Source organism: Solwaraspora sp. WMMA2059, assembly GCF_027497315.1.
Lineage (GTDB): Bacteria > Actinomycetota > Actinomycetes > Mycobacteriales > Micromonosporaceae > Micromonospora_E.
This window is the reverse complement of sequence record NZ_CP114908.1, coordinates 3,620,562-3,644,307: the sequence shown is the minus strand read 5'-3', so window position 1 is coordinate 3,644,307 and position 23,746 is coordinate 3,620,562. Positions and strand designations below refer to the sequence as shown.

Here is a 23,746-nt window from a genome sequence, read left to right as displayed (position 1 = left end):
TCGCCAAGTAAGGCGGTACGGTACCGCGTGGTACAGTCCGTGCATGGAGAGGATCACCCTGCGGGAGTTCCGCGATGGTGCGGGCCGGGTGCTGGAGTCGGTCGAGCGCACCCGTGAGCCGGTCGTCATCACCAAGTACGAGCGGCCGGTGGCCGTACTGGTGGGGATCGACGAGTGGGAAGAGCTCGAAGCGTTCCGGGACAGCAAGGACGCTGCGGTGATCGCCCGCTCCCGTGCCGAGGGGCAGTTCGTGCCGCTGTCGGCGGCGTTGGAATCGCTCGGGGTCGATCCTCGTGAAGTCGAAGCATTGCTGACCGACCGCACCGACGGTGCGGCGGCGTGAAGGTCCAAGTCGACCGGGACGTGCTGGTCTGGCTGCACAAGCAGCCGCGCAACGTCTTCCTGACGGTCCTCGGCGCGATCCTTGACCTGGTGTCCGATCCTCTGCCGCAAAGTTCGACCGAGCTCCGTGACGGATCGGGCCGACGGCTGCGTGTTGGTGACTACCGGGTCCTTTACCGAATCGACGGCGACGACCTGATCATCCACGCGGTCGGCCACCGCAAGGATGTCTACTCCTGAATCAGCCTGACAGCGGGTACGCCGCCATTGGCCGCGACGGGGTCGGGACCGATGGCCGGTCGGGCAGCACCTTCTGCGGACAGGTGTGGCCGAGTAACTTCCGGCTGTCTCGACCGCCGATGGCCGTACGGGCGCGGGCTGCTTCAGGCGTTGAACGCGTCGGTCTTGACCGCGTGGATGAAGGCGCTCCATCCGGTGGTGGTGAAGGTGAGGACCGGGCCGGTGTGGTCTTTGCTGTCGCGGACTGCGGCGGTGGAGGGCAGGCTGGCGACCTCGACGCAGGCACCGCCGTTGTTGTCACTGCGGCTGGACTTGCGCCAGGTGGGGTGCGGCGTGTTCATGATCAGCCTCCGGTGTCGTCAGCGATCCGTTGGATGAGGGCGCGGGACTCGACCGGGCCGAGTGCGGCGGCGGTGAGTCCTTCCCAGAGCCGAGTGTATGCCCGGACCGCGTCGGGGCCGTCGAGGTAGGCGGCGTCGGCGAGGGTCTCCACGTTGAGGTTCCTGGGGTGTCGGCTGCCCGTGATTGCCGGTAAGTTCGCTCGTTGCCGAGTGGTGGAACATTGCTGGTAGGTGGAACGGATGGGGTGCGGGGTTGAGTAGTCCCTTGGTGCGTCGGCGTCGGTTGGCGAAGGAGTTGCGGCGGCTTCGGGAGGAGGCCGGGCTGACCGCCGAGGAGTTGGCGCGGGCGGCGAAGATGTCGCGGCCGAAGCTGTCCCGGTTCGAGACGGCGGATCGGGTGCCGTCGGTGTCGGATGTGAGCGCGATCCTGGGTGCGTTGTCGGTTGACGGTGAGCGGTGGCACGAGCTGGTGCGGATGGCGAACGACGCCGCCGAGCGTGGTTGGTGGGAGTCGTACGGGTCGGGGATGGGTCGGCGTCAGGCGGTCTACGCGAATCTGGAGCACGGTGCGGTGAGCATCCGTGAGTACCAGTCTTTTGTGGTGCCGGGGTTGTTGCAGGTGCCGGCGTACACGCGGGCGCGGTCGGAGCTGGCGTTCAAGCAGGCCCGGTTGCCGTCGGCCGACCTGGATCGGACGGTGGAGGCGAAGATGATGCGGCAGCGGATGTTGGCACGGCCGGACGGTCCTCGGTACGAGGTGGTGGTCGAGGAGGTCGCGGTGCGGCGGCCGGCTGCGCCGCCGGAGGTGATGCGGGAGCAGTTGCTGCACCTGGCGACGTTGGCCGAGGGGTCCGGGCGGGTGTTGGTGCGGGTGTTGCCGCAGGGCGCTGAGCTGCGGGACTACTGGTTGCCGAGGTCGCCGTTCACGGTGTACCGGTTCGGTGGTGGTGATCCGGATGCGGTCGCGGTGGACACCGAAACGGTCGACCTGGTCTATACCGAGCCGGATGAGGTAGCGCCCTATGCGGACCTGTTCGGTCGGGTGTGGGAGTCGGCGTTGCCGGCTGAGGACAGCGCCGGGCTGCTCCGGGGTGTGGCTGGGGCGGGTCGGTGAGGAGAATCGAGAGCATGAGCAGCTTTCCAGCCACAGGTTGGCGCAAGTCCACGCGGTCCGGCGGCGACGACAACTGCGTGGAGGTGAACGTCACGGATGCTCGGGTGGGCGTCCGGGACAGCAAGGCGGGTCCGGCGGGGCCGGTCCTTGATTTCAGTCGTACGTCGTTTGCCTCGTTGATCCACAGTCTGCGTGCCGGGCGGGGGTGACCTGCGCTAACGCAGCTGGCTGAGGCCACACCGAGCGGTGTCCGGGTTATTCCGGGCACCGCTTTCGTCTGTCCGGGTGGGGGAGACGGTAGTGGATGCCTCTTGCGTCGGGTGTCCGCCGGATGCATCCTGTAACAGTGCCGATGCTGGAACATTCCACAGATGCGACACTGTTTCTCGGTCTGCCGTCGTCTCGTCCGCGAGACGTGGTCGGTAGGTGGCGGTCGCGGTGACGGCGGAGAGCGGCGCGACAGCCGGGCAGACCGAGTCGTGGCAGGTCAGGGCGGTCCGGTTCAGCCGACGGTGGCGCGGGTTGGACCCGCAGGAGGTCTACGCGTACCTGCACGAGGTCGCCGATGAGCTGGATCGGCTGGCCGGGTTGGTGGCCGGTGAGCGGGCCGAGGCCGAACGCCTCCGCGAAGGTCTCCGGCAGTGGCGGCAGCGGCACGTCGGCTGCCGGTTCAACGACCCGCCGCCCTGGCCGGATCCGTCGGCGGGCAGCGCCGGTCAAGCGCGCTACCCACCGAATCGGGGGCGGTGGTGAGCGTCGAACCCTGCCCCGCCTGGGGTGCGCTTCGGCTCGCCTACGTCCCAGGTCCAGATTGGAGGAGGCTCGGATGACGCTGCACCGTCCCGTACGCCCGACCTGGATGTGCGCTGGTTGCGGCTTGCCGTGGCCGTGTCAGACGCGGCGGCGGGAGCTGTTGGCCGAGTACGCGGGCGCGGTGGTGTCGCTGTCGGTGTACATGGCGACGTGCCTGCTGGACGCGATGGCAGACCTGCCCGACTACCGATGCGGCTACCTGTACTCGCCGTTCATCGGGTGGTGGCGCTGATGTCGGTCATCCGGCCTGGTGACGGGAACATGCATTTCGAGGACGGCTCGCACCGCTGGTACCCGTTCGACCCGGACGACCACGACCAGCAGGCGTGGGAAGAGCGGGTGCGCGAGCACCAGCGGCAGCACCGTGAGGAGAAACCGCCCCGGCGGCGGTGGCGACGACGGTCGATCTGGCCGCCAGGCTGAGCGCCGATGCCCTTGTTGAGCTGGGGTCGGGCCGATGGCGGCAACCACCGGTCCGACCCTACCCCCGCACTGCTACGAGAGAAGGCAGACGATCATGGACATCTGTGCGTTGACCAGCGCCACGGTGCTTGGCTACCTCGCTGGACTGTTCTCATTCCGGGTCAAGAGCCGCTGGTGCCCCAAATGTGGCGAACTCACCACCACTCCGCCGCCGCACTGACGTCCTCGTACCGACTCCCTGCTTGTGGCCAGCCTCGCGGGGTCGTCGCTGCCTGACCTGTGGCCGGACGTGGGGATCAGCCTGACCGATCCACATAGGAAGTACGAAGAGGGCTACTACACGACTTTCTCAGGAGGGAAACGTGACCAGGAACCAAGGCCCCGCCAACAGCCTCGATCCACCGACGCGGTTGCCGCTGAATGTTGGTTGATCATTTCTGTATTGGGTGGTGCGGCGGGCGTGAGGGAGTCGCCGATCACGTGATCGGCTTGCTCCGAGGGTGAGTGTTCGGGGTGGAACGGGATTGTGGCCTGTGGTCGGGCCGCCTGGTTTCGGCTGGTGGGGTGTGGTCAGCCGGGTGCCGGCTGGACGGCGGTGAACAGGTTGTCGAACGCCGCCTGCCAGGGCCAGTACTCGGGCAGGTGTAGGTGGATGGTGCGGGCCCGGTGGGCGAGGCGGGCTGCGACGGTGATGATCCGGGTCCGGATGGTGGCGGGTCTGGCGGTCGACCAGGTGCCCGCGGCGAGGTGTCCGGCGGCGCGGGTGAGGTTGTGCGTGATCGCGGCGCAGGTCAGCCAGGCGTCGTTGGCGCTGAAGTGTCCGGAGGGCAGGTGGGCGAGGGGGCCGGCGATCAGGTCGGCGTTGACCTGCTCGATGATCGCGTGTTGCCGGTGCTGGGCTTCGGCCTGTACGAGGGTGTACGGGCTGTCGGTGAACACGGCGTGGTACCGGTAGGTCGGTAGGAGTTCGTCCTGGCCGGGGATCTGTTGCGGGTCGTCGCGGCGGACGCGGCGCACGATCAGCCGGGCGGTCGCCTCGTGTCGGGTGCCGGCGAACGCGGTGTACGTGGTTTCGGCGATCTGCGCGTCGGAGATCCACCGGCCGGCGTCTTCGTCCCGGACGGCCTGCGGATAGGTGATGTCGACCCACTGGTCGGCGGCGATGCCGTCGCACGCGGCGCGGATCTTCGGGTCGATGCGGCAGGTGACCGAGAACCGCACGCCACGACGCCGGCAGCCGCTGATCACCGTCTTGGCGTAGAACGCCGAGTCCGCTCGCACCATGATCTCCCCCGAAGCGCCGCATGCCCGGGCGGTCGTGATGGCCTCGGCGATCATGGTGGCGGCGCCCCGGGACGAGCCGGCGTTACCCGACCGCAGCCTCGTGGCGGCGATCACCGGCGCGGACAGCGGGGTGGACAGCGTCGCGACCAGGGGGTTGTAGCCGCGCAGGTAGACGTTGTAGCCGCCGACCTTGGCGTGGCCGAACCCGATGCCCTGCTTCTGCTTGCCGTACACCCGCCGCAGCATGGAGTCGATGTCCACGAAGCACAGGGTGTCGGCGCCGGTCAGGATCGGTGCCCGGCCGGTCAGACCGATCAGGGTGTCGCGGGCGGCGGCCTGTAACTGCCGTACGTGCCCGTGGGTGAACGTACGCAGGAACGACCCGAGCGTCGACGGCGCGTACACGCTGCCGAACAGCGACCGCATGCCACCGTGCCGGGCGATGTCGAGGTCGTCGATGCTGTCCGCGCCCGCGAGCATCCCCGCCACGACCGTGGCGACCTTCCCGGCGGGGTTCGCGCCCTTGTCCGTCGGCAGCCGCACCCGGTCGGCGACCGCGTCATGCAGACCGGCCTGCTCGGCCAGGCGCATCACCGGAACGAGACCGGCACACGACACCAGATTCGGATCGTCGAACGTCGCGCGCACCACCGGCGCGTCCTGGCGTATTCTCACCTGCGAGGTGCCCTCTCGAACCGAGCGATAGAAGCGTCAGAACTCCTATCCTTCCAGTTCAGAGGGCACTTTCTATAGCCGGGGTCCTGCCGGTCCGACCTTCATCGGTGGATCGAGGCAACAGACACCACCTGGCTCCGCACGTCAGGGTCAACTCGGGTCCGACGCCGGATCGACCACCGTTGCCGCGACGGACGCCGGGGCAGACGGACATCGGGCGTGATCCGCGTTTCCGGTCGCTGGCCGCTCGTGGGATGGCGGCGGCGATGCGGAACCGGCCGGACGCGGATGTGCTGGCCCAGGCGCGGGAGACGGTCGCCGAGCACATGCCGAGTCGGCTGGCCGAATGCCGGGCGTGTGACATGCCGGCGTTCTGCCAGCCGTTCACCAACGCGCTGACGGTGCTGGACCGCTGGGACCAGGTCAAGGCGCGTCGGGTGCGGGCGGTGTTGCAGTACGCCGGGCTCTGGCCGGACGGTTACGTCCACGACGGGCGGGCCGACTGATGACCGACCGCGATCTAATCCGGGTGGGCGACACGCTGCATCTCGGTAAGGCTGACTGGGTGTTCGGCGACCGGTCGATGACGGTCCGGGTCTCCGACATCCGGTACGGCCTCGACGACGCAGACTCCCCGGTGGTCGGCATCCTCGCCACGATCACCTCGGCCGGGCGGGACGGGCGGATGGCCGCGATCGGTGTCTACAAGTCAGCCCTGACCCGCGCCGGTGTGGTGCAGCGCCGGCAGCCACCCAACGGCGTCGACTTCCCGGCCACCGAGCGGCCGTAGACCCCCGGGGCGCGTACCCGCTGCAGCCCTGGTGGGCGGCCGGGCACCAGGCACCCGACGAGCGGTGACGCCCCCACGTCCGCCCCCGAGCACGCGAACGGCCGCTCGGCCCGGTGTCCACCGCTGCCTACACAGTCAGGGTGTCGCAGCGGCAGAGCACGCGCCCCGGGCTTGGTATTTATCGGCGTAATTTCTGGATGGCAAAAGGCGAATCAGGATGCGGCGGTGATAATGATGGCGTGAGCGTGATCGCCGTCGGGCGAGATTCGAATATTTACCTCAACATTGTAAGAAGATATTTCCAAGTAACTCTGGCCGCTGTCGTCCGTGAGGAACGAAAATGGTGGCGGACCGGCGGTTATTCCGTGCTCGTAGCTAACGCTATCGGCTAGAATTCTTGGTGTGGTGTAATTTGAGGTATCGCGCGTTCTGTCCCAAACAAGGTAGATCCTTTCGTGGGGTTCCACATTTACTCGCAATATGTCGGCGTATCCTTTATCTCCCTTCCACCAATAGGCAATTTGTTTACCCTCTAGCGGAGGGGGTTCAGGTAAAATTCCGATATCGACAAATTTGTTCCCGATCCACTTTAGGCCACGAACTTCCGTGCTATTTACAATAACAATATGGTCGGCCCTCTGTGCCACCTCTCCACTTTGAAGATCTTTTTTCTCATGTAGAATCTCAAATTCTCGCGAGCTCTCGTCGAAACCGAGAATCTTGAAGCTCAGAAATCCGCCGCTACCACACGTTCTCGAGGCCACGATTTCCTGTTCGCTATGCGTCCTCAATTGTACGACTTGCAGCTTGAAGTAGCCACATCCGCGGGATTCGATCGGGTGCGAAAATATTCTTTCCCACTCGTCTCCGTTGCACCCAATGACATCAAGCCTTAAGTCGTTTGCATCTGGGTCTGGATATACGTTTGGGTCTATAAGCACCGCCACAAGGTCGCCGCCTCCTGAGGATGAGGAAAAAACGGCTCTTGCCTTATAGTCTACAGTCGGCGTTTCGGTAAGAACTCTTACTGAAGGCGTGCCGCATTCACTGACTATGTCGCTAATTGTCCTTTGTTCCGGTGGTCTTAGTGGCCCCAGCTCGGGGGGAGTGTCTCGAAACGTCCACGTTGCAAATAAGGCCACGCTGAGTGATAAAAGGGTTAAGAGAAGGCACAGGATCTTAAGCCCAAGACCAAGATCTGTAGAGCGCCTAGCTGGTATTGTGAGTATGGCGCCCAGAAGTGCCTGGCTGGCTGCAAGGATTGTAGAAATTCTGCCTGACCAACCAAGTGTGGTCGCGAGGAAAAGCGCTGCCGAGATGGCGAATGATATCCATACTAAGGTCCACAAAAAAAACGCACGCGCGGAGCCTGGGGAACGTCGACGGGTAGGGTCTGAGGGGTAGATTGGTGGATATGGTTGCACTGACGCCGCTCTCCTCGTCGAAACTAGTTGTGCGCAGCCACATCGAACAATGTTCGGTGACGACTATACATATCGTAGCGTGCGGCGACGGTTATCAGTCTGACATGCGACTGCGAAATGCTTTGTGGTGAAATGCGCAAATTCTTACGTTTGGCGTGGGTGGCTAGCCGAGTCGGGCATCGATACCACTCAACGGATTGTATCCTCCTGGATTAGAAGAAAGCCGGTTGTTGGTGACGTGGGGCGGCCAGTTCGGCGATGGTTTCGCCTCACCGATGCGATCGGCTTTAATCGATGGATGTGCTGTCGCTGTCGCAGGGCAGCCGGGTGGGGTTGAACGCGCCAGTCGACCCGGTTGATCCGCCGAAGTCGACGAGCAGCTGGGCATCGGCATGACCGACCGGGTCCCGCCCGCCTCCGCTTGCCGTGTCCTTCGGGCGTGTTGTGGTAACCCTTCCCCCAGCCTCAAGAAGGGCTCTGCAATGTCTAAAGTTGACGGTTTCAATCCGGTGCGGTTTTCGTGTGTCCGGGGACCCCTAACCTCAAACAGGTGTGTGAGGCCGCTGCTCAGGTTTCAATCCGGTGCGGTTTTCGTGTGTCCGGGGACCGTCTAGCTGAGGTCAGCAACAAGCTCGACTGGAACAGTTTCAATCCGGTGCGGTTTTCGTGTGTCCGGGGACTTGACCGTATTGGCTGGGAGTTCGTCTCCTACGCCAGTTTCAATCCGGTGCGGTTTTCGTGTGTCCGGGGACCGTGTCCGAAATGCCGGGCGGTCTGAGCTGGGCAAACAGGTGGCTCGGAGGGCAACCTCATGATCATCGTGATCTTGGTGGCGGTCCAGATGATCTCTGTGAGGTGAGTTTTCGCAGCTCGGGCGTACTTTGGGATCTTTCCGCCAACCTCCCCCGGATCCCGGGCGTGTCGGAGGTTGCCGCAATCGACATCTCATCGCAACTCCGGCACCTAATCTTGCGTACATCGATGTGTTGTCCGTCCTCGATGGAGGCCGCTTGGCCCGGCGTGGCTGTCTCACCTCCCGTCCGGTAGTCGCCGACATGCCGATGTGGAAATTGTCGCTCACCGGGTCGGCTCCGGCAAGGGAAACGGTTGGTACGAGTGGGTGTCCCGGTCGAACGAAAAGACCGTCCACCGCCCGGGATCCGGTGCCGCCAGGCGGGCACCCAACGCCAGCGAGATCGCCACCGAGCCGCTGAGGAACACCGCGTACCGGCCGGTGCGGGCGGCACTCGGCAACGCGGCGGCCAGCCACTCCCGGCGGGCCTGCTCCACAACGCCCGTATAGGTGGCCGCGTCCTCGACCAGCAACGAACCCGCGCTGCGCAGCACCAGCAGGTGACCGATGCCGTGTTGTCGGCAGGTCTCCCGTACCGGATCGGCGAACTGGTGCCCGAAGCCTTGCAGATCCAGCGCGAGCGCCGCCCGCGACGGATCTCCGCCCGCCACGACCTCCAGGCTCGCCGTCAGCGGAGCCGCCGCCGACTCGGTGGCCCGTAACGCCGTCGCCGCGAAATACGGGGGAGAGCCGTCGGCCTGGCGGACGGCGTGGACCCGCACCTCACGCGAATGGGTGTGACCCAGCCGGGCCCCGAACCAGAACGCCAGATGCAGCGGCATCGTCGGGATCAGATTGACCCGGGTCGCCTCCGGGGTCAGCCGCTGCGCCAGTATCAACGCGTTGAACGTCTCATCCGCCAACTTCTCGACCCGAGACTTGTCCACCACCGGATCACCGGACAAGGTGACCGCCGTCGCCACCGTCACCGCACACGTCGACCGGCTGAACTCCTCGGCCTGCTGCTCGTACTGCCGGGCCTTGGCCAGCCCACGCCCGACGTCGCGCGCGGTCACCACGATCCCCACCTGCACCTGCCGGTACGCCCGCTCCCGCAGCCCGAACCCGGCCACCAGCAGCGCCACCCCGGCCAGGCAGCCCACCACGAACCACCACCGGCCGGCCGCCTCACCGACCATCACCGACTTGGCCGCCTCGACACCGAACCCGCCGGCCAGCGCGCCGCCTACCGCCACCGCCGCCGTCCCGTCCGACAACGCCGCCCGCAGCCCGCCCGCCCAGCCGCCCCGGTCACCGCCCGACCCGCCGCCGGCCCGGCCCGCCCAGCCGTCACCACCGGTGGCCGAGCCGAACACCGTCAACCCCGGGCCGTCCCAGCGATCGTCCGTCACCGTGCCATCATCGACGCCGGCCGCGCCACTGTGGAACCCACCGCCGGGGCAAGGCTGCCATCGGATACCCGACACCGCCTGCCCCGTGACAAATCCACTGAGTAACGTTGATCGGCTCGGCACCATCCCCCCGACCACCCCCTCGATTGGACGGGCCGTGTCCCCTCGCGTTTCCTTCGTGCTGCACGCCGTCGGGCACGCCGACCTCGGCGTACCCCCACCCGACAGCGCCGGCGCCACCGACCTGCTGCGGCTGCTCGACGAGCGGCCCGACGACGATGACCAGACCCGGCGGATCCTGCGGCTACGCACCCCGGCGCAGACCACCGGCGACACCGCGCCGCTGGCCGCCGCCCTCGCCGCCCTGCACGCCGACCCCGACACCGCCGGCACCGCCGTACACCTGATCCTCGCGACCACCGCCCGGGTCGCCGCCATCGCCGCCGCGATCGACCGCGCCGTCCGCCACCAGCCCGACCTGTACGGCGGCACCATCGCCGCCGTCACCGTCATGCACGGCGACAGCCTCGACGAGACCGACATCGCCACCGGCGTCACCCGCACCCTCGACACCCACGCCGACCCGGGCACCGACCGGGCGTACGTCGTCTGGGGCAGCGGCTCCACCCAGACCGTCCTCGGCGCGCTCGACGCGGTGATCACGTCCGGGTTGCCGTGGTCGTTGATCCGGATCGGGCCGACCGTGGCGCCCCGGCACGCCGTCTACGACCCGACGGTCGGGTTGCCGGTCGACCCGGTGGTGCCGTTGCTGCGTCGCTGGCGTTACCACGATCTGCTGCGGGCTCTCGCCGATGCGGGTCAGCTGAGTCTGACGGTTGAGCAGCGGCGGGTCGTGGACGCGGAGGCTGATCACTTCGGGCAGGCGTACGTCGTGCCGAACGCCGACCGGATGCGGGCCGTGATGGCTGCCGCGTTGATGCGCGGCGACGGCAGCAGCGGCTTCACCGTCCGCGCCTACGTCGCCCAGCGCTACCACGAACTGCGCGCCGCCGACGGCTCCCCGCTGGACCTGCTCACCTGGGCCGAACAGCACGCCAAACGATCCCCGGTCACCCTCGGGGCGATGCTGCGGGTCATCCGCGAGCAACGCGCCGGGCACGCAGACCCGGCGGTACGGGCGGCGAAAGCCGCGCCCAGCGGCCGGTGGCTCGCCTCGCAGATCGTGCACCAGCTCAACGAGATGGGCAAAGCCAGCGCCCACGAACTCAAACCACCGGACCCGCCGATGCTCGACGCGTTGCGCCGGCACCTGCGCCAACACGACAGATCCCCGGCCGCCGCCACCGCCGGTGGCGTGCCGGCAGCCGGTGACAACGCACCGGCCGGGCTCGGATCGCTGACCCTGGTGCCCGGCGACACCGTCTGGTACCTCAGCGTCGTCGGCAACCCGTCGCGCGACGGCAGCCCGTACATCGTCGAACAGATCGTCCAAGCCGCCGCCGATCCCGACCGACGCGACGACCTCGACCCGGCGGTCCGCACCTACCTCGGGGTGCCGGCCGGCCAGCCGGTGCCGGTCAAGGCGTTGATCCTCGGCACCGCCGCCGGCACCTACCCGCACGCCCGCCAGGCCGCCGACCGGCTGCGGGCCGCCGGGCACACCGCCGTCGCCGCCCCGATCGCCGACCTCGGCGTCGCCGCCGACGACCCGGCCGCGTTCACCGAGCCGGCCGCCGCCGAGCTGCTGCGCCAACACGTCGGCCCGGACACCGGGGCGATCGTGCTGATCCCGACCGGGCCGAAGGAGCACGTGCTGACCCTGCTCGCCGCCGGGCAGCAGGCTGCCGCCGTACGGGGAATCCCGCTGTTCCTGCGGCAGCTCGTCACCCGCGACCGGAGCGTGCTCGACGCCGGCACCCACCGGCTGCCGCTGCGTTTCGGCACCGACCTGGCCATCCTCGCCGCGGCCAGCCACGCCCTGGACGTCGCCGAACTCGACACCGCCGCCCGGCTGCTCGGCACCCTCGCCACCGGGCAGCCGCTGAGCGCCCGCGCGGTGAGCCTGTCCGACGCGCTGCGCTGCGCCACCCGGCGGCTGCGCCGCTGGCCGGTGCCGGTGCAGGCCGACGTCACCACCACCGAGGACTGCACCTTCCGGATGATCGGCGAACGGATCGACGTGTGGGCCGCGCTGCCCGACGTCGACCGGGACGTCGCCACCGGCATGCGCGCCATCATCGGCGCCTGCGCCAGCACCGAACACTCCATCGACGCCAACCGGCTCAAGGAAGCCACCCGGCGGCAGGTGCTGCGACCGCTGTACGAGATCCGCAACCGACTGCCGATCACCCACGGCCACGGCCACGGCCGCGCCGACGGCGACACCCCGGAGTCGCTGAACCCGGAGCCGCTCGCCCCGGAGCCACTCAACCTGGAGCCGCTGATCGTGGAGCGCACCGGGGGAGCGCAGCGCACCGTCAGCGGGCTGCTCACCGCGATGGCCGCCGCCGCCCGCAGCACCTTCGGTGACCGCCCCGGCGCCGGCCCCCGGCTGGCCGACCTGCTCGCCGAGCTGCGCGCCGACGTACGCCGGCTGCGCGACACCGAACACACCGAGCTGGCCTGGCGCGCCGAACGCGCCGGCCAGGCGGGCCGACCCGGCCTGCCCGGCCTGGGCGGCAACAGGCTCGGCACCATCGTCGACACCCGACCCGAATAGGACGAACGTGACCCGACACGTCACCTACCTGCTCCACGCCGTCGGAAACTCCGACCTCGGCGCACCGGCGGGCCGCGCCCGCCTGTCGGCCGGGCAGGCCGACGCCGGCGACCTCCTCGCCCGGCTCGAACAGCGGCCCGACGACGACACCCACACCCGGCAGATCCTGCTGCTGCGCACCCCCGAACAGACCACCGGCCAGGTCGCGCCGCTCGCCGCCGCACTGGGCGCTCTGCCGGCCGATACCGGCACCACCACCATCCACCTGGTGCTCCTGTGCACCCCGGTCGTCGCGCCGATCGCCGACGTCATCGCGCACGCCCTCAACCGCCAACCCGACCTGTACGGCGTACCGGTCACCGCCGTCACCATCGTCCACGGCGTGAGCGTCACCGAACCCGACATCGCGTGCGGTGTCACCCGCTTCCTGCGCAGCCGCGCCGACTCCACTGCGGGGCGGGTCTACACGGTATGGGGCAGCGGCTCCACCCAGGTCATCCTCGGCGCGCTCGACGCCGTCATCAGCTCCGGGCTGCCGTGGTCGTTGATCCGGATCGGGCCGACCGTGGCGCCCCGGCACGCCGTCTACGACCCGACGGTCGGGTTGCCGGTCGACCCGGTGGTGCCGTTGCTGCGTCGGTGGCGTTACCACGATCTGCTGCGGGCTCTCGCCGATGCGGGTCAGCTGAGTCTGACGGTTGAGCAGCGGCGGGTCGTGGACGCGGAGGCTGATCACTTCGGGCAGGCGTACGTCGTGCCGAACGCCGACCGGATGCGGGCCGTGATGGCCGCCGCGTTGATGCGTGGCGACGGCAGCAGCGGCTTCGCCGTCCGCGCCTACATCGTCCACCGCTACCAGGAGCTGCGGGAACACGACGGCAGCACGCTCGACCTGCTCCACTGGGCGCAGCAGCGCAACGGGCGACGGATCGCCACCCTCGGCAAGTTGATAGGCACGATCGACCGGGAGCATCAGGACTCCGCCGTGCTCGACGCGAAGCGCACCGCCAGCGGCGAGTGGCTCCTCTCGCCGATCGTGCGGCAGCTCAACGAGATGGGCAAGGACAGCTCCCACGAACTCGCGCCGCCGCAGCCGGCGATGCTCGACGCCCTGCGCCGGCACCTCGCCGAACACGACACCGCCCCGGCGGCCGACCTGCCCACCCCGTCCGGACTCGGGCCGCTGCCCCTGGTGCCCGGCGACACCGTCTGCTACCTCACCATCCTCGGCTGGCCGGACAGCAAAGGCGGTGACTACGTCGTCGAGGAGATCGCCGATGCTGTCCAACAGAACCGGTGGCGGCGGATCGAGAAAGACGTCCAGACCTACCTCGGCGGTCCGGTCGAGGTACCGGTGAAAATGATCATCCTCGGCACCGCCTCCGGGACGTTCACCCACGCGCAGCGGGTCGGCGAGCAGCTGCGCGCCGCTGGACACACCGTCGTCACCGCTTCGGTCGCTGCCGTCGGGCTCGACCCCGACGACCCGGCCGCGTTCACCAAGCAGGCCGCGGTCGAGCTGCTGAGCCAGCACGTCGGCCCGGACACCGGGGCGATCGTGCTGATCCCGACCGGGCCGAAGGAGCATGTGCTGACCCTGCTCGACGCCGGGCAACAGATCGCCGCCGTACGGGGAATCCCGCTGTTCCTGCGCCAACTCGTCACCCAGAACCAGAATGTGCTCGCCGCCGGCACCCACCGGCTGCCGCTGCGCTTCGGCACCGACCTGGCCATCCTCACCGCCGCCAGCCATGCCCTGGACGTCGCGGAACTCGACACCGCCGCCCGGCTGCTCGGCACCCTCGCCACCGGCAAACAGTTGAGTGACAAGGCGCTGCGTCTGTCAGAAGCGTTGCGCCATGCCGGCGAGTCGGAGGACTGGCCGATGACCACCGTGGACGCCGAGGATCGCGCCGTCCGGATGGTCGCCGAACGGATCGAGGTGTGGGCCACGCTGCCCGGCATCGACAAGGACCCGGCAACCGGGATGCGGGCGATCATCGGCGCATGCGCCTGCGCCGAACGCTCAGCGGACAACCACGCACAGACCAAGACGAAGATCCGCGACGAGCTGACATGGATGTTCGACACCCGCAACCAGTTGCCGGTCACCCATGGGCACGGGCCGTTCGACGCCCGCGCCCTCGACGACCTGATCCTGCACAACACCGGGGGAGCGCAGCACACCGTCAGCGGGCTGCTCACCGCGATGGCCAACACCGCCCGTGACACGTTCGGCGACCGAGTCTGCGGCGGCCCCCGGCTGGCCGACGTGCTCGCCGAGTTACGCGACGACGTACGCCGACTGCGCGACACCTGACCCGTCCGCCTGGCCGGCTGCCGGGCTCCGGTAGCGGGACCTCCACCGGAGCCCGACAGCCTGTTCACCGGCGTCCGTCGCCCCGGCCGCGGTCGTCGTACCGATGGCCGTTGCCGCCCTGGCCTCGGCGGCCACCCATCTTGCGGCGTCTGGGACGCGGAGGATCGTCCTGCGGCTCACCCGGCCAGGCTCCGCCTGGTCGGCTGCCGGTAGACGCGCCTGGCTGGCTGCCCTTCGGTTTCCCCGGCCGGATGCCGGTCGGGTCGTACGGCAGCGGCAACGAGCCAGGGTCGGACAGCTCACGCAGCGACAGCCGTCGCCCGTATTCCTTTCCGGCCTCGTTGCCGATCTTGTCGTTGGCCACCCACCAGTCGTAGGTGGTGTTGCGCGGGGTGGCCGGCACACCCGCCGGCGAGCCGTCCGCTTTGCGCGGGTAGTGCACCGGAGCGCCGACGAACCCGTACGCGGCGTTGAGGAACTCCTCCCGCACATCGGTCAGATGCTCGCGCAGCACGTCGTCGTAGCTGGCGACGAGTTGGCGGGCCGCGCTCAGGTCCGCGTCAGCGGGCGGCGGTGACAGCGACAGTATGCGGTAGCGGTCCAGCAGCCGATCGCCGGTGAACAGCCGGGTGTCGTCCCAGTCGACTTCGACCCGTACCGCGCCGAAGCCCAACGGCTTGCCCAACCCCAGCTTGAGGCAGGCGCCGTCCGGTAGCGACAGCAGCCACAGCAACGCCCCCAGCTCGGTGCCGGTCAGATTGTCGACCTGAAGGGTGAGCGCGAACGTGGTCCCCGGCTTCACCCAGTGCGACACCGACGTGGTGATCTCGGTGTTGTCTCTGGCGTTGCGGTCGACAGGTGGGCGAGCGTACTCCCGGAAGCGGGTCCGCCCGCCGACCGTCACCGGTCTTGGCTTCGGCGGTGCGGGACCGTTCGGTGTCGCCGGCCGGGGCGGCTGAGCCGGCGGCGTCCAGTAGTCCGCCGCGCCCGGCTCGCCGTCAACCACTTCGGCGTGGGTCAGATAGGTCTTCCGGCCCCGCAACCGGCGAGTGTCGGCGGCGGCCGGGTAGCCTTGTTCAGCGCGCCGATCCGGAGCCTCCAGCGGAGCCCCGTTACGGTCGCCGAGATAGAACAGGAACTGCGACGGTTTCGGCCCGTTGAGCACGACCAGCTCCAGTGGGCGGATGAGCCGATGAACCCTGTCCTTGCTAGGCACCCCGTCGCCGTCGGGCGGCAGCACCCTCAGGTGCCCCCGATGTGCGACCCGTGAGTCGTCCTCGCCTTGGCGTACCCAACCGAACACCCGGTCCGCCGGGGACAGCAGGTTGCGCTTGTCGGCCGGTCGGTGCCGCCCGGGGAGGCTGACTACCGGCGAGCCGGGAAACGGCTTACGCCCGATCATCGCCGGATACAGCCCGACCGGCTTTCCGTCGGAGTCGAGTTCCACGTACAGCGTGTCACCGACCTGCAGCGTCCGCCACCGCTTCGCGTCCCACACGTAGCTGCCGTAGCGGACTTTCAGGCTGCTTTCCGTCTCGTGGGCGCGCTCGTAGGAATCGATTACCGCTCGCCAGCCGTCGACCAGGGCCTTGCCGACGGTCGGGGCCGACAGTCCCGGCGTGGCCGGACCCTCTTTGACCTGCGTGACAACGAACCGTTCGAACCTTTTGCGCCCTTCGCCGGCCGGGAATGTGCTGCCGGTGACATGTAGCCGCCCCCGGACCCGCACCAACGGATGGTTGGTGACGGTCAGTCCCGTGTTGTTCTTCTTTCCCCTCGCCTGAGCCTTCCGCGCCCGTTCTATCGCCCGGGCCTGTTCGTCCTGGCGGTCGGCGACACGGCGCTGGTCCGCCACCGACTCGTCGCACAGCTCGCCGGGCCGGGCATAGACCGCGACTCGCCACAGCGGATACGGGCCGAGTAGAGCGAAGTAGATCCACGCCTCCATCTCGGGGCTACGCGTCGATTCCTGCGAGCCCGTGACCGCATGACCGACCTTGCCGCTGCAGCCGCCGACGCACTCGCAGGGCAGGTCCATGGGCGCCCACACCGCCGTCTGCACGGGCTTTTTCAGCGGACCGCCCTGCCAGTCCTTCGGATCCAGTGCATCGACCACCTGCAGCGTGGCGCTGCCGTCCCCGTTGACCTCTGTCACTACGGCGGGTCGCAACCGCTGGGCATGGTCGGTGGTGGCCCGGATGGCCAACTGCTGGTCGTGGCCGGTGAACACGCCGAACCGTGAGTTGGTGACCGCCTCGTACGCCGACCGCAGCGCACCCTTGACCGCCGAGCCGGCCAGCACCGGCCGGCCGGCGTGGTCGACCCGTACCGGCAGCGGCGCGTTGGTCGCGGTGTCGTCGGCCGCGCGCCGTCCATGGTCCGGGATCAACATCGGGGTACGGGCGGTGACCCGGACTCGAATCGTGCCGGTCCACCGGTCCGGGTCGTACCTGTCGTGGCCGGCCGGCGGCCCGTCGGCCAGCTCTGCTGGCAGGGCGTCGCGGTCCGGGATGGACACGAAGCCGTACGGGTTGAGGAAGTGCCCCTTGGCGTCCTTCAACTCGGCCGGGCCGGCCGCGTCGATAGGGCCGACCGGCCGGTGCTGATCACTCATCGGGCTTTGCCTCCTCGGTTGCCTCGCTGTTGGGGTGCGGACGGGCGACCAGCCCGACCAGCCGTTCGTCGATCACGGCGACGTTGCCGTGTCTGTCCTCTTCGAGGTACTCGACGACCTGCAGCCACACGAGGTGGCCGTGGGTGGGTTTCGAGCCGCCGACCGGGACGTCGAGCACGCCGATTCGGGCGTCGTGCAGCGCGACCCAGCCTGTTGCGGGCTGCGGATCGACCGCTACTCCCCACAGCAGCCGCTCGTGCCGCGGCCGTTGGCCGGTAGCGCCGTCGCTGACCTGCACCGCCGTGCCGGTTCCGGCCGAGGTGTTCCGCCAGCGCAACTCGGTGTCGGTGGTGAACGCCCGCAGCTCGAACACCCCGGTCAGATCGAGTGCGGCTCCGTCGGGGCCGGTGGGCACCCCGTCGGCGTCGAACCGGAACCAGCGGACGTCGGCCGGCCGGTAGCAGAACCCGATCCCCGGCCCGGTGTCGTGAGCGAAGCTCTGCAGTGCCTGACCCACCGGCCCGTGGCCCTGGACCTTCTGATGGCGCGCGACGGTACTCACGCTTGCCCTCCTGTCGTTGCCGCCAGCCACGCCGTCATCAGTGGCTTGGTCACCTCGTCGTCGGCCAGCACCTCGGCGAGGGAGCGGCCGTCGAGTCTCCGACACCAGCCGGAGCGGGCGTCGGCCTGGAACCGCACCCTGTTCGGGTCGACCCGCACCCCGCCGGCGCCGCGCGTGGTGCCGTGGCCGAAGCCGAGCCAGCCGTCGCACAGGTCCCGCAGAACCAGCAGCAGCAACGCCAGTGCTGCCCGTCGGTCGTCGTCGGCGCGTGCGCTGGTCGTCGTCGGATCCTGGTCGAGTTGGTCCACCGCCAGGTCGAGCGTGATCGGCTGCCACGCGTCAACCGTGGTGGCATGCGGCTCCAAGGTCGCGAACAGCAGCGCGTCGGCGGCCCCGCCGGTCCAGCGGTCCACTGCCACGTGATGAGCGATGGTGAACTGGATTCCGTCGACCGTAGCGTTCAGTTCGTCGACCGCGCGCTGCAGTGTGCCCAGCGCGGCTCGTACCTGATCGGTCGTGCGCTCCGGTGGGTTGCCGCCGTCGGGGCCGTGCGCGTTCTGGTGAACGGTCTCGTCGAGGCGTCGCTGCAGCAGGCGTACCGCGTCCCATTGGGCTGTCGGCAGGGCGGCGTTGCTGACGCAGGTGGCTACCTGCAGGGCACCCCGCCGCCCGGCCGGCAGGTCACGGTCCTTGCTGTCACGGGCGGCGGCGGTGCCGAACAGCGCCGCCACCGGCCCGAGCCCGTCGGCCCGCATCTGGTCCAGGAACTTCTTCGGAGCGGTGGCGCCGGTCACCGTACGGGTGATCCGCTCAGCGTGACTGCGCAACACTCCCTTGATCGAGCTGCCGGGCAGCTCCAGATGGGTGCGGTCACCGTTGCGTCCGGTCAGCGGAAACGCACTGACCACATCCCCGTCGGCGCTGACCTGCACGGCGAGTGGACCGTGCGGGCGCCAGGGCACGCTGATCCGCAACGTCCCAGGCGGCACCGCCTCGGGATCGGACTCCGCCAGATCGACCTTCTGACCCCCGCTGCACAGCGCGGCGAGCATGCCGGCCCGGGTGGCCAGATCCGATACCCGCAGTACGGCGTCCTCCAGCCGGACCAGGCCGAGTCCCCGCGTGGTGGCTGCCCCGACGCTGATCCCCGGCCCGCACAGCCGGGCCGCGACGGTGCGGGCGAGTTTCTCCGCCTTGCTGGTGGAGTCGTCGGTCGGGGCATCGACGACCATCCGGAACTCGAACCGGGTGCCGGCGGGCAGCACCTCCCGGCTGAACAGGTGCCCCTTGGCCGCCACCCCGTGCACCCGGTCGATCGACACGTGGTCGCGTAGCTCGACCTGGGGCTTGCCGACGGCGGGGGCGTCATCGATCCGCACCCGGGAAGCCGCCCCGCCGGTGCCGTCGGGTTTCGGCGCCAACCCCCACAACAGGTAGTCAGGCGCGCCTGCGGCCCGCAGCGTCGAACGGATCACGCCGGCCAGTGCGGTGCCGGGCAGCAGCGGCCGGCCCGCTCCGTCGCGGGCCTGGACCAGCTGTGCCGGCCCGGCGTCGAGACCACCGATGTGCACCGGTGCCTGGGCGACGAGGGTGCCGGTCAGTTCCCATCTGCTGGTTACCGGGCGGCTCATGCCGGCGCCTCCTCGTCGTTGTTGACCTCCGGACTGTCCGCTGGTCGGTTGCGGCGCTGCTCGGCTTCGGCCCGCACCACTTCGGCGAGCAGCCAGCCGACTGCCTGCCGGTGCAGTTCGTCGGGGATCCCGCTGGGCGGCCGGACCCCCAGGTACGACCAGAGCGCCTCCGCACCGGACACGAGCTTTGTCAGCCGGTCGAGCCGGTCGCCACCCCAGATCTCCTTGCGTGACCGGTTGCGGCGGGTCGCCGCGACCCAGCCTCGGATCTGCTCCGGGCCGCCGTCCTCGGCGACCCGGTCGGCGAGGGTCCGCAGCGTGCCGAGCTGCGCCGCGGTTGCCCGTGGCGGCACGAATTCCTTGCGTACCTCGGCGCTGGCTGCCCGGACCGCCGCGGCGCGATGCAGCTCCCGGTGCCAGCCACGGTGCAACAACTCGCCGACGACGTCGCAGCTGCCGGCTTTGACCACCTCGATCAGCGCTTGGTCGAGCAATTGTGGCTGCAGCGCCAACCGGCCGTAGCCCTCGGCGGTCCGCTCACCGATCCCAGCCGCCTCGACCCGGCACAACGCTGACTCGTCGGGCACTCCGGTCATGTCGAACCGGAAGACGCTGCCGCCAGCCAGGCCGGTCAGCGACGGTCGGGGCATCGACCAGCGCTGCTGCCACGACTCGACCCGTCTGACGGTGGCCAGCTCCACCGGTGGCTGCCCGGGAGCCGGATCGGGCAGTCTCAACTCGACACCCAGCTCCGTGCTCAGGGCAGCCGCCAGCGCGGTCGCGTCAGCCAGTGGTTCGCCGGCCGGACCGCGTAGCAGCAGGTCCGACAACAACCAGACGACGAGCTGCTGGTCGGTACGGATCTCGCCCCGGGCAGCCAGTCGTGGTGTGCCCGGGTCGAGGACGTCGACCTTGACGTGGCCGTAGTCGTCCTTGCGGGACCGGCCGATCCCGTGCTCGCCGTCCAGCCAGTCGACATCCAGCGCCGCGTCGGCCGGGAGCCACAGCTCACAGCGCAGCACGGTGCCGGCGGCGATCGCCTGGTAGACGAACAACCCTCCGGAGTCCTCGGTGGGCCGCTGCGTGCCGTCGTCGACAACGGCGTGGGCCTGCGTCACCAGGTCGACTTGCGCGAGGTGGATGCCTTCGGCGCCGGCGCGGACACAGAAGTCGTCATCCGTGCGTAGGCGTCGGCCGTCGTCGTCACGTGGTTGGAAAATGTTGACCAGTGTCTGTGGGTCGCCGGGCCGGCGCGGCCGGGCGTCCTTGTCGTGGTGCAGGGCGCGAGGTCGAGGCAGTGTCCGTTCGCCGTTGACCTCGATGGTGGCGTTGGTGACCACCACCTGGCCGCCGGTGATCAGCTCGGTGGCGCGCCTGCCGAGTGCCTTCGCCACCATCGGCAGCAGTGACGTGCCCGGCACGTACTTGTCGGTCAGCACCATGTTGCCGATCACCCCACGGGCGACCAGCAGCGGAGTGAGCGCGGTGATCCGCAGATCGTGGCGGTGTCTGAGCTGCTCGGTCGCCCGGGCACCGAGCGTGGTGCCGGCCGGGTCAGCGCTGGTGCCTGCCAGGATCGCCGCAGTCGGCTCTTTCGCCTGGTCCACCTGGTCGAGCAGGGCGGCCAGGCGGGGACCGGCGTGGCCGTCAACGCTGGCCCTGTCCCCAGCGACGGTGACCCGGCAGCGCCCGGCGCCCCGGCGCCGCTTGCCGCCGACCGCGTCGACGAGGCGGGCGGCCGCCCGCAGCAGCAGCTCTGCCTCCCACGGCACCGCATCGTCGGCGGCGAGACCGGGGAAGACCAGCTGCCAGTTGGCGGTGACGGTCAGCCCGACCGCCGCCCGCTCCTCGATGCGGAACGTGTCGTCGGCAGCGGTGTGCCGGTCGGTGTCGATCGCCACCCCGGGGCGCAGCAGTACGGCCGCCTCCCGGGCCAGTGCCTGGTTGCGCTCGTCGAGCGCCGCGATCGCCTCCCGTACCGGTGCGGCGAGACGCAACGGCCGGGCCTGCAGCGTCGCCGGCACCGGCATGGTGCGAGGCTGCGGACCGGCGTCGAGCTGCTGCCGGGACGACGCGCCCGGCTGGCTGCCGAAGACCGCCTCGACCCAGGCGTGCCAGGTGCCGGTGGTGCCCTCATCCAGTCCGGCCGCGACGGTTTCCGCCGTGTCGCGCAGCATCGCCGCGAGTGCCTTGCCCCGCAGCATCGGCAGCCCATCGGCGTCCCGCTGCACTTCGCGGTCGACCGCGCCGTGCCGCCCGGTGCCGGTGCCGCAGGCCCAGTCGCTGAGAAACTCCACCTCGACGGTGAACGGCTGCTCGTTGCGCAGCCCGGTGCTACCCGTCAGCTGATCGATGTCGGCCATCAGCGCAACGCCTCCTGTCGTGGCGGCTGCCCGCCGGTACGGCCGGCTTCGCGGTTGGCGTGTGGCGCGGTGCCGGTGGCCATGTCGATCAGGTCGACCGCGCCGAGGAGCCTGCTGAACCGCACCTGCTGTCGCTCGCCGTCTGGCGAGGACTCCTCGGCCGGCTCGTGCACCAACAGGTGCGCATCGAGGAACGGTCGCGCCGTCGCCGGGTCGGGTGCCCAGACGGCGACCTGGTCGCGTGCCCGCTCGACTTCGGCGCGTCCTGTGAGCAGCGCCTGCCGCAGCCGGTGCAGGGCGCTGCGGGGCAGCACCGGCGGATCGTCCTCGCTTGCCTTGCTCAACTCATCGACGGCGCTCCGCAGCAGGGCGACATCGTGGGCCGCCGCCCAGCTGCCGGCCTGTGGCGTACCGATCACGACCGGGCCTGGCCACAACCGCGACAAGGCACGAGCGCCATCTGGCACGGTCAGCGGCGTGCGGATCTGCTCCAGACGCTGCCCGACGGAGTCATGCAGGACATGGAAGTCCAGCGCGCCGCAGCGATCGTCGATCCGTTTGATCTGCTTGGCTGAGGTGCACAGATCCTCGGCCAACTTGTACGCCTGGCTGAACGGGTAGTGCGGCTTGACGTACGCGATCCCGGCGCAGGCGGTCAGACCCGGATGCTTGCCGCCGGCCAGGACCTTTTGGACGACCGGATGGCCGGCGGCGATCTTCGCGAATTGTTCGACGAAGGTCGCGGTCACGTCGAACGCCGGCCGGGCGTCCATCACCACGGTCACGTCGTCTCCGCCGACCACCAGGGGCAGTAGCCAGTTGTCGCGGCCCTGCTGGGCGGCGACCGCCTGCTTCAGCGCTTCCAGCGTCACCTCGTCGAGGGCTGCGCTGAAGGCCCGCAGGTTGTCGAGGAACTCCGGACCGGGTTCTTGGGCCAGCTTCTGGAAAATGGCGCCGATGCCGTTGCCGTCGGCGTGCATCACCGCGACCCAGCCGGCGTTGCTCACGCCGTCCGCCAGTTGACTGGCGCTGACCACCGCTTCCTCGCCGAGCCGACTCGCCATCCGCTGGCGGCCCGCGTCGCGCTGCTGCCACGCGGCATCAACCCTGGCTGATCTCGAGTACGGCCTGGTGCCTTCGTAACCGAAAGCGGTCGACGGCTGACCTGAGTAGTGGCAGGGCCGGGTGAACGGCAACGTCGGGTGCCGCAGCAGTGGCGACGGACGCCGGCTGCGCCACGCCGCCTGCAACTGGTACGCCCGGAGGAGTCCTTTCCCCAGCTTGTCTTCGGTGACCGACGTCGGATCCACGGTCCCCCAGATTTCCAGGCCCGGTGCCTCGTCGAGGGCACGGCGGGTCACCGCCCGGATGACCGCCCTGCCGGCGTCCTCGTCGTCGGCAAGCAGCAGCGCTTTGCCGGAGGCGGCCACCACGATCTCGACGACGGGTTCGGTGTGCTCTTCGTTGATCTTGTCAACGGCGGTCTTCACCCACTCGGTGCCGCTCCGGAAGATCAATTCGCTGGCCCCGACGTTCACCGCCTGTTTGTTGCTGGCGAACACGTACGCCTGATTGGCGCCGGTCTCTATCACCACCCAGTGCCGGCTTCTGCTGCTCGCTGGAGATTCGCTGCTCATCCACATCCCTTCGTCTTGCGTGTCCTTGTCGGACGGCGCGCGGCAAGGCGGGCTCCGTCGCCAGACCACCGGCGTCTCGGTCGTACAACGTGGAGACGTCGGTGGCGGAGCGCGCGCTGCACAGAGGGCAGCCGGCAAACCTATCCGATGGAGTGCGGTGGACACAGCTGGTTCGCCGGGCAAATTTCAGACACTTCACGTCGCGCGGAGCCTTGACCATGTCCGGCCGAGCTGTTGCTCTCATTCCGAACACGGAAGTGAAGCCAAGCAGGTTTCAATCCGGTACGG

The 23,746-nt window shown here is 69.2% G+C and carries 21 protein-coding genes and 1 CRISPR repeat array; of the genes, 11 read left to right on the top strand and 10 right to left on the bottom strand.

Going from position 1 to position 23,746, the window contains the following annotated elements; all coding sequences use genetic code 11:
- The first annotated feature begins 43 nt into the window (after window positions 1-43).
- Both O7553_RS16530 and O7553_RS16525 read left to right on the top strand, forming a co-directional pair.
- Window positions 44-343, top strand: coding sequence for a type II toxin-antitoxin system Phd/YefM family antitoxin (locus O7553_RS16530; RefSeq protein ID WP_281550646.1), 300 nt, complete (start codon window positions 44-46; stop codon window positions 341-343).
- Window positions 340-582: a type II toxin-antitoxin system RelE/ParE family toxin gene (locus tag O7553_RS16525; RefSeq protein WP_278114764.1), complete on the top strand. Its 243-nt coding sequence runs from the start codon at window positions 340-342 to the stop codon at window positions 580-582. The genes O7553_RS16530 and O7553_RS16525 overlap by 4 nt, the downstream gene beginning before the upstream one ends.
- A gap of 143 nt (window positions 583-725) precedes the next feature.
- Here O7553_RS16525 and O7553_RS16520 read toward each other — a convergent pair whose 3' ends face one another.
- Both O7553_RS16520 and O7553_RS16515 read right to left on the bottom strand, forming a co-directional pair.
- Window positions 726-923 (bottom strand): DUF397 domain-containing protein, encoded by a 198-nt coding sequence (locus O7553_RS16520; RefSeq protein ID WP_281550645.1) that lies wholly within the window; start codon window positions 921-923, stop codon window positions 726-728.
- A gap of 2 nt (window positions 924-925) precedes the next feature.
- Window positions 926-1,108 carry a Scr1 family TA system antitoxin-like transcriptional regulator gene (locus O7553_RS16515; protein ID WP_281555634.1) on the bottom strand — a complete coding sequence of 61 codons (183 nt, stop codon included), beginning with the start codon at window positions 1,106-1,108 and terminating at the stop codon, window positions 926-928.
- A gap of 68 nt (window positions 1,109-1,176) precedes the next feature.
- On the opposite strand from O7553_RS16515, the gene O7553_RS16510 reads away from it, so the two are divergent.
- The 5 genes from O7553_RS16510 to O7553_RS16490 all read left to right on the top strand — a co-directional run bounded on the left by O7553_RS16510 (window position 1,177) and on the right by O7553_RS16490 (window position 3,273).
- A complete protein-coding gene (locus O7553_RS16510; RefSeq protein WP_281550644.1) occupies window positions 1,177-2,037 on the top strand; it encodes a helix-turn-helix transcriptional regulator in 861 nt (286 codons plus the stop codon).
- A 14-nt stretch (window positions 2,038-2,051) separates the two neighbouring features.
- Complete coding sequence (locus O7553_RS16505; protein WP_281550643.1) at window positions 2,052-2,246, top strand: DUF397 domain-containing protein; 195 nt, start codon at window positions 2,052-2,054, stop codon at window positions 2,244-2,246.
- Between the two features lie 229 nt (window positions 2,247-2,475).
- Window positions 2,476-2,790 carry a DivIVA domain-containing protein gene (locus tag O7553_RS16500; protein ID WP_281550642.1) on the top strand — a complete coding sequence of 105 codons (315 nt, stop codon included), beginning with the start codon at window positions 2,476-2,478 and terminating at the stop codon, window positions 2,788-2,790.
- Between the two features lie 73 nt (window positions 2,791-2,863).
- Complete coding sequence (locus tag O7553_RS16495; RefSeq protein ID WP_281550641.1) at window positions 2,864-3,082, top strand: hypothetical protein; 219 nt, start codon at window positions 2,864-2,866, stop codon at window positions 3,080-3,082.
- Entirely contained in the window at window positions 3,082-3,273 is a 192-nt protein-coding gene (locus O7553_RS16490) for a hypothetical protein (protein ID WP_281550640.1), read from the top strand. The genes O7553_RS16495 and O7553_RS16490 overlap by 1 nt, the downstream gene beginning before the upstream one ends.
- Before the next feature lie 570 nt (window positions 3,274-3,843).
- Here the strand turns inward: O7553_RS16490 and O7553_RS16485 are convergent.
- Window positions 3,844-5,232 (bottom strand): IS1380 family transposase, encoded by a 1,389-nt coding sequence (locus O7553_RS16485; protein WP_281550639.1) that lies wholly within the window; start codon window positions 5,230-5,232, stop codon window positions 3,844-3,846.
- A 266-nt stretch (window positions 5,233-5,498) separates the two neighbouring features.
- Between O7553_RS16485 and O7553_RS16480 the strand changes: the two genes are divergently transcribed.
- Together O7553_RS16480 and O7553_RS16475 are read left to right on the top strand one after the other, a co-directional pair.
- Window positions 5,499-5,738, top strand: a complete 240-nt coding sequence (locus tag O7553_RS16480; RefSeq protein WP_281550638.1) for a hypothetical protein — start codon at window positions 5,499-5,501, stop codon at window positions 5,736-5,738.
- Window positions 5,738-6,022 carry a hypothetical protein gene (locus tag O7553_RS16475; RefSeq protein ID WP_281550637.1) on the top strand — a complete coding sequence of 95 codons (285 nt, stop codon included), beginning with the start codon at window positions 5,738-5,740 and terminating at the stop codon, window positions 6,020-6,022. The genes O7553_RS16480 and O7553_RS16475 overlap by 1 nt, the downstream gene beginning before the upstream one ends.
- Before the next feature lie 212 nt (window positions 6,023-6,234).
- Here the strand turns inward: O7553_RS16475 and O7553_RS16470 are convergent, their stop codons facing one another.
- Window positions 6,235-7,446: a hypothetical protein gene (locus O7553_RS16470; RefSeq protein ID WP_281550636.1), complete on the bottom strand. Its 1,212-nt coding sequence runs from the start codon at window positions 7,444-7,446 to the stop codon at window positions 6,235-6,237.
- A gap of 498 nt (window positions 7,447-7,944) precedes the next feature.
- Window positions 7,945-8,199: a CRISPR direct-repeat array (repeat unit 36 nt; unit sequence GTTTCAATCCGGTGCGGTTTTCGTGTGTCCGGGGAC).
- Window positions 8,200-8,523: 324 nt separating this feature from the next.
- Window positions 8,524-9,651 carry an SAVED domain-containing protein gene (locus O7553_RS16465; protein WP_281550635.1) on the bottom strand — a complete coding sequence of 376 codons (1,128 nt, stop codon included), beginning with the start codon at window positions 9,649-9,651 and terminating at the stop codon, window positions 8,524-8,526.
- Window positions 9,652-9,808: 157 nt separating this feature from the next.
- On the opposite strand from O7553_RS16465, the gene O7553_RS16460 reads away from it, so the two are divergent.
- Window positions 9,809-12,331 (top strand): hypothetical protein, encoded by a 2,523-nt coding sequence (locus O7553_RS16460; RefSeq protein WP_281550634.1) that lies wholly within the window; start codon window positions 9,809-9,811, stop codon window positions 12,329-12,331.
- A 7-nt stretch (window positions 12,332-12,338) separates the two neighbouring features.
- Complete coding sequence (locus tag O7553_RS16455; RefSeq protein WP_281550633.1) at window positions 12,339-14,651, top strand: hypothetical protein; 2,313 nt, start codon at window positions 12,339-12,341, stop codon at window positions 14,649-14,651.
- A 64-nt stretch (window positions 14,652-14,715) separates the two neighbouring features.
- Here O7553_RS16455 and O7553_RS16450 read toward each other — a convergent pair whose 3' ends face one another.
- From O7553_RS16450 to O7553_RS16430, 5 genes are read right to left on the bottom strand one after another with little or no spacing between them, the layout of a single operon-like run.
- Window positions 14,716-17,265: an RAMP superfamily CRISPR-associated protein gene (locus tag O7553_RS16450; protein WP_281550632.1), complete on the bottom strand. Its 2,550-nt coding sequence runs from the start codon at window positions 17,263-17,265 to the stop codon at window positions 14,716-14,718.
- The gene (gene csx19 / locus O7553_RS16445) at window positions 17,258-17,827 is read right to left on the bottom strand and encodes a CRISPR-associated protein Csx19 (protein ID WP_281550631.1); all 570 of its coding nucleotides are present in this window, start codon (window positions 17,825-17,827) and stop codon (window positions 17,258-17,260) included. The genes O7553_RS16450 and csx19 overlap by 8 nt, the downstream gene beginning before the upstream one ends.
- Window positions 17,824-19,458: an RAMP superfamily CRISPR-associated protein gene (locus O7553_RS16440; RefSeq protein WP_281550630.1), complete on the bottom strand. Its 1,635-nt coding sequence runs from the start codon at window positions 19,456-19,458 to the stop codon at window positions 17,824-17,826. The genes csx19 and O7553_RS16440 overlap by 4 nt, the downstream gene beginning before the upstream one ends.
- Complete coding sequence (locus tag O7553_RS16435) at window positions 19,455-21,821, bottom strand: RAMP superfamily CRISPR-associated protein (RefSeq protein WP_281550629.1); 2,367 nt, start codon at window positions 21,819-21,821, stop codon at window positions 19,455-19,457. The genes O7553_RS16440 and O7553_RS16435 overlap by 4 nt, the downstream gene beginning before the upstream one ends.
- The gene (locus O7553_RS16430) at window positions 21,821-23,458 is read right to left on the bottom strand and encodes a hypothetical protein (protein ID WP_281550628.1); all 1,638 of its coding nucleotides are present in this window, start codon (window positions 23,456-23,458) and stop codon (window positions 21,821-21,823) included. The genes O7553_RS16435 and O7553_RS16430 overlap by 1 nt, the downstream gene beginning before the upstream one ends.
- Window positions 23,459-23,746 lie beyond the last annotated feature (288 nt).

What these genes read in the sequence shown, in the direction of transcription:
- O7553_RS16530 (WP_281550646.1), top strand. Translation starts at nt 44, where the DNA reads ATGGAGAGGATCACCCTGCGGGAGTTCCGCGATGGTGCGGGCCGGGTG.
- O7553_RS16520 (WP_281550645.1), bottom strand. Translation starts at nt 923, where the DNA reads ATGAACACGCCGCACCCCACCTGGCGCAAGTCCAGCCGCAGTGACAAC.
- O7553_RS16505 (WP_281550643.1), top strand. Translation starts at nt 2,052, where the DNA reads ATGAGCAGCTTTCCAGCCACAGGTTGGCGCAAGTCCACGCGGTCCGGC.
- O7553_RS16495 (WP_281550641.1), top strand. Translation starts at nt 2,864, where the DNA reads ATGACGCTGCACCGTCCCGTACGCCCGACCTGGATGTGCGCTGGTTGC.
- O7553_RS16490 (WP_281550640.1), top strand. Translation starts at nt 3,082, where the DNA reads ATGTCGGTCATCCGGCCTGGTGACGGGAACATGCATTTCGAGGACGGC.
- O7553_RS16480 (WP_281550638.1), top strand. Translation starts at nt 5,499, where the DNA reads ATGCGGAACCGGCCGGACGCGGATGTGCTGGCCCAGGCGCGGGAGACG.
- O7553_RS16475 (WP_281550637.1), top strand. Translation starts at nt 5,738, where the DNA reads ATGACCGACCGCGATCTAATCCGGGTGGGCGACACGCTGCATCTCGGT.
- O7553_RS16450 (WP_281550632.1), bottom strand. Translation starts at nt 17,265, where the DNA reads ATGAGTGATCAGCACCGGCCGGTCGGCCCTATCGACGCGGCCGGCCCG.
- O7553_RS16440 (WP_281550630.1), bottom strand. Translation starts at nt 19,458, where the DNA reads ATGAGCCGCCCGGTAACCAGCAGATGGGAACTGACCGGCACCCTCGTC.
- O7553_RS16435 (WP_281550629.1), bottom strand. Translation starts at nt 21,821, where the DNA reads ATGGCCGACATCGATCAGCTGACGGGTAGCACCGGGCTGCGCAACGAG.
- O7553_RS16430 (WP_281550628.1), bottom strand. Translation starts at nt 23,458, where the DNA reads ATGAGCAGCGAATCTCCAGCGAGCAGCAGAAGCCGGCACTGGGTGGTG.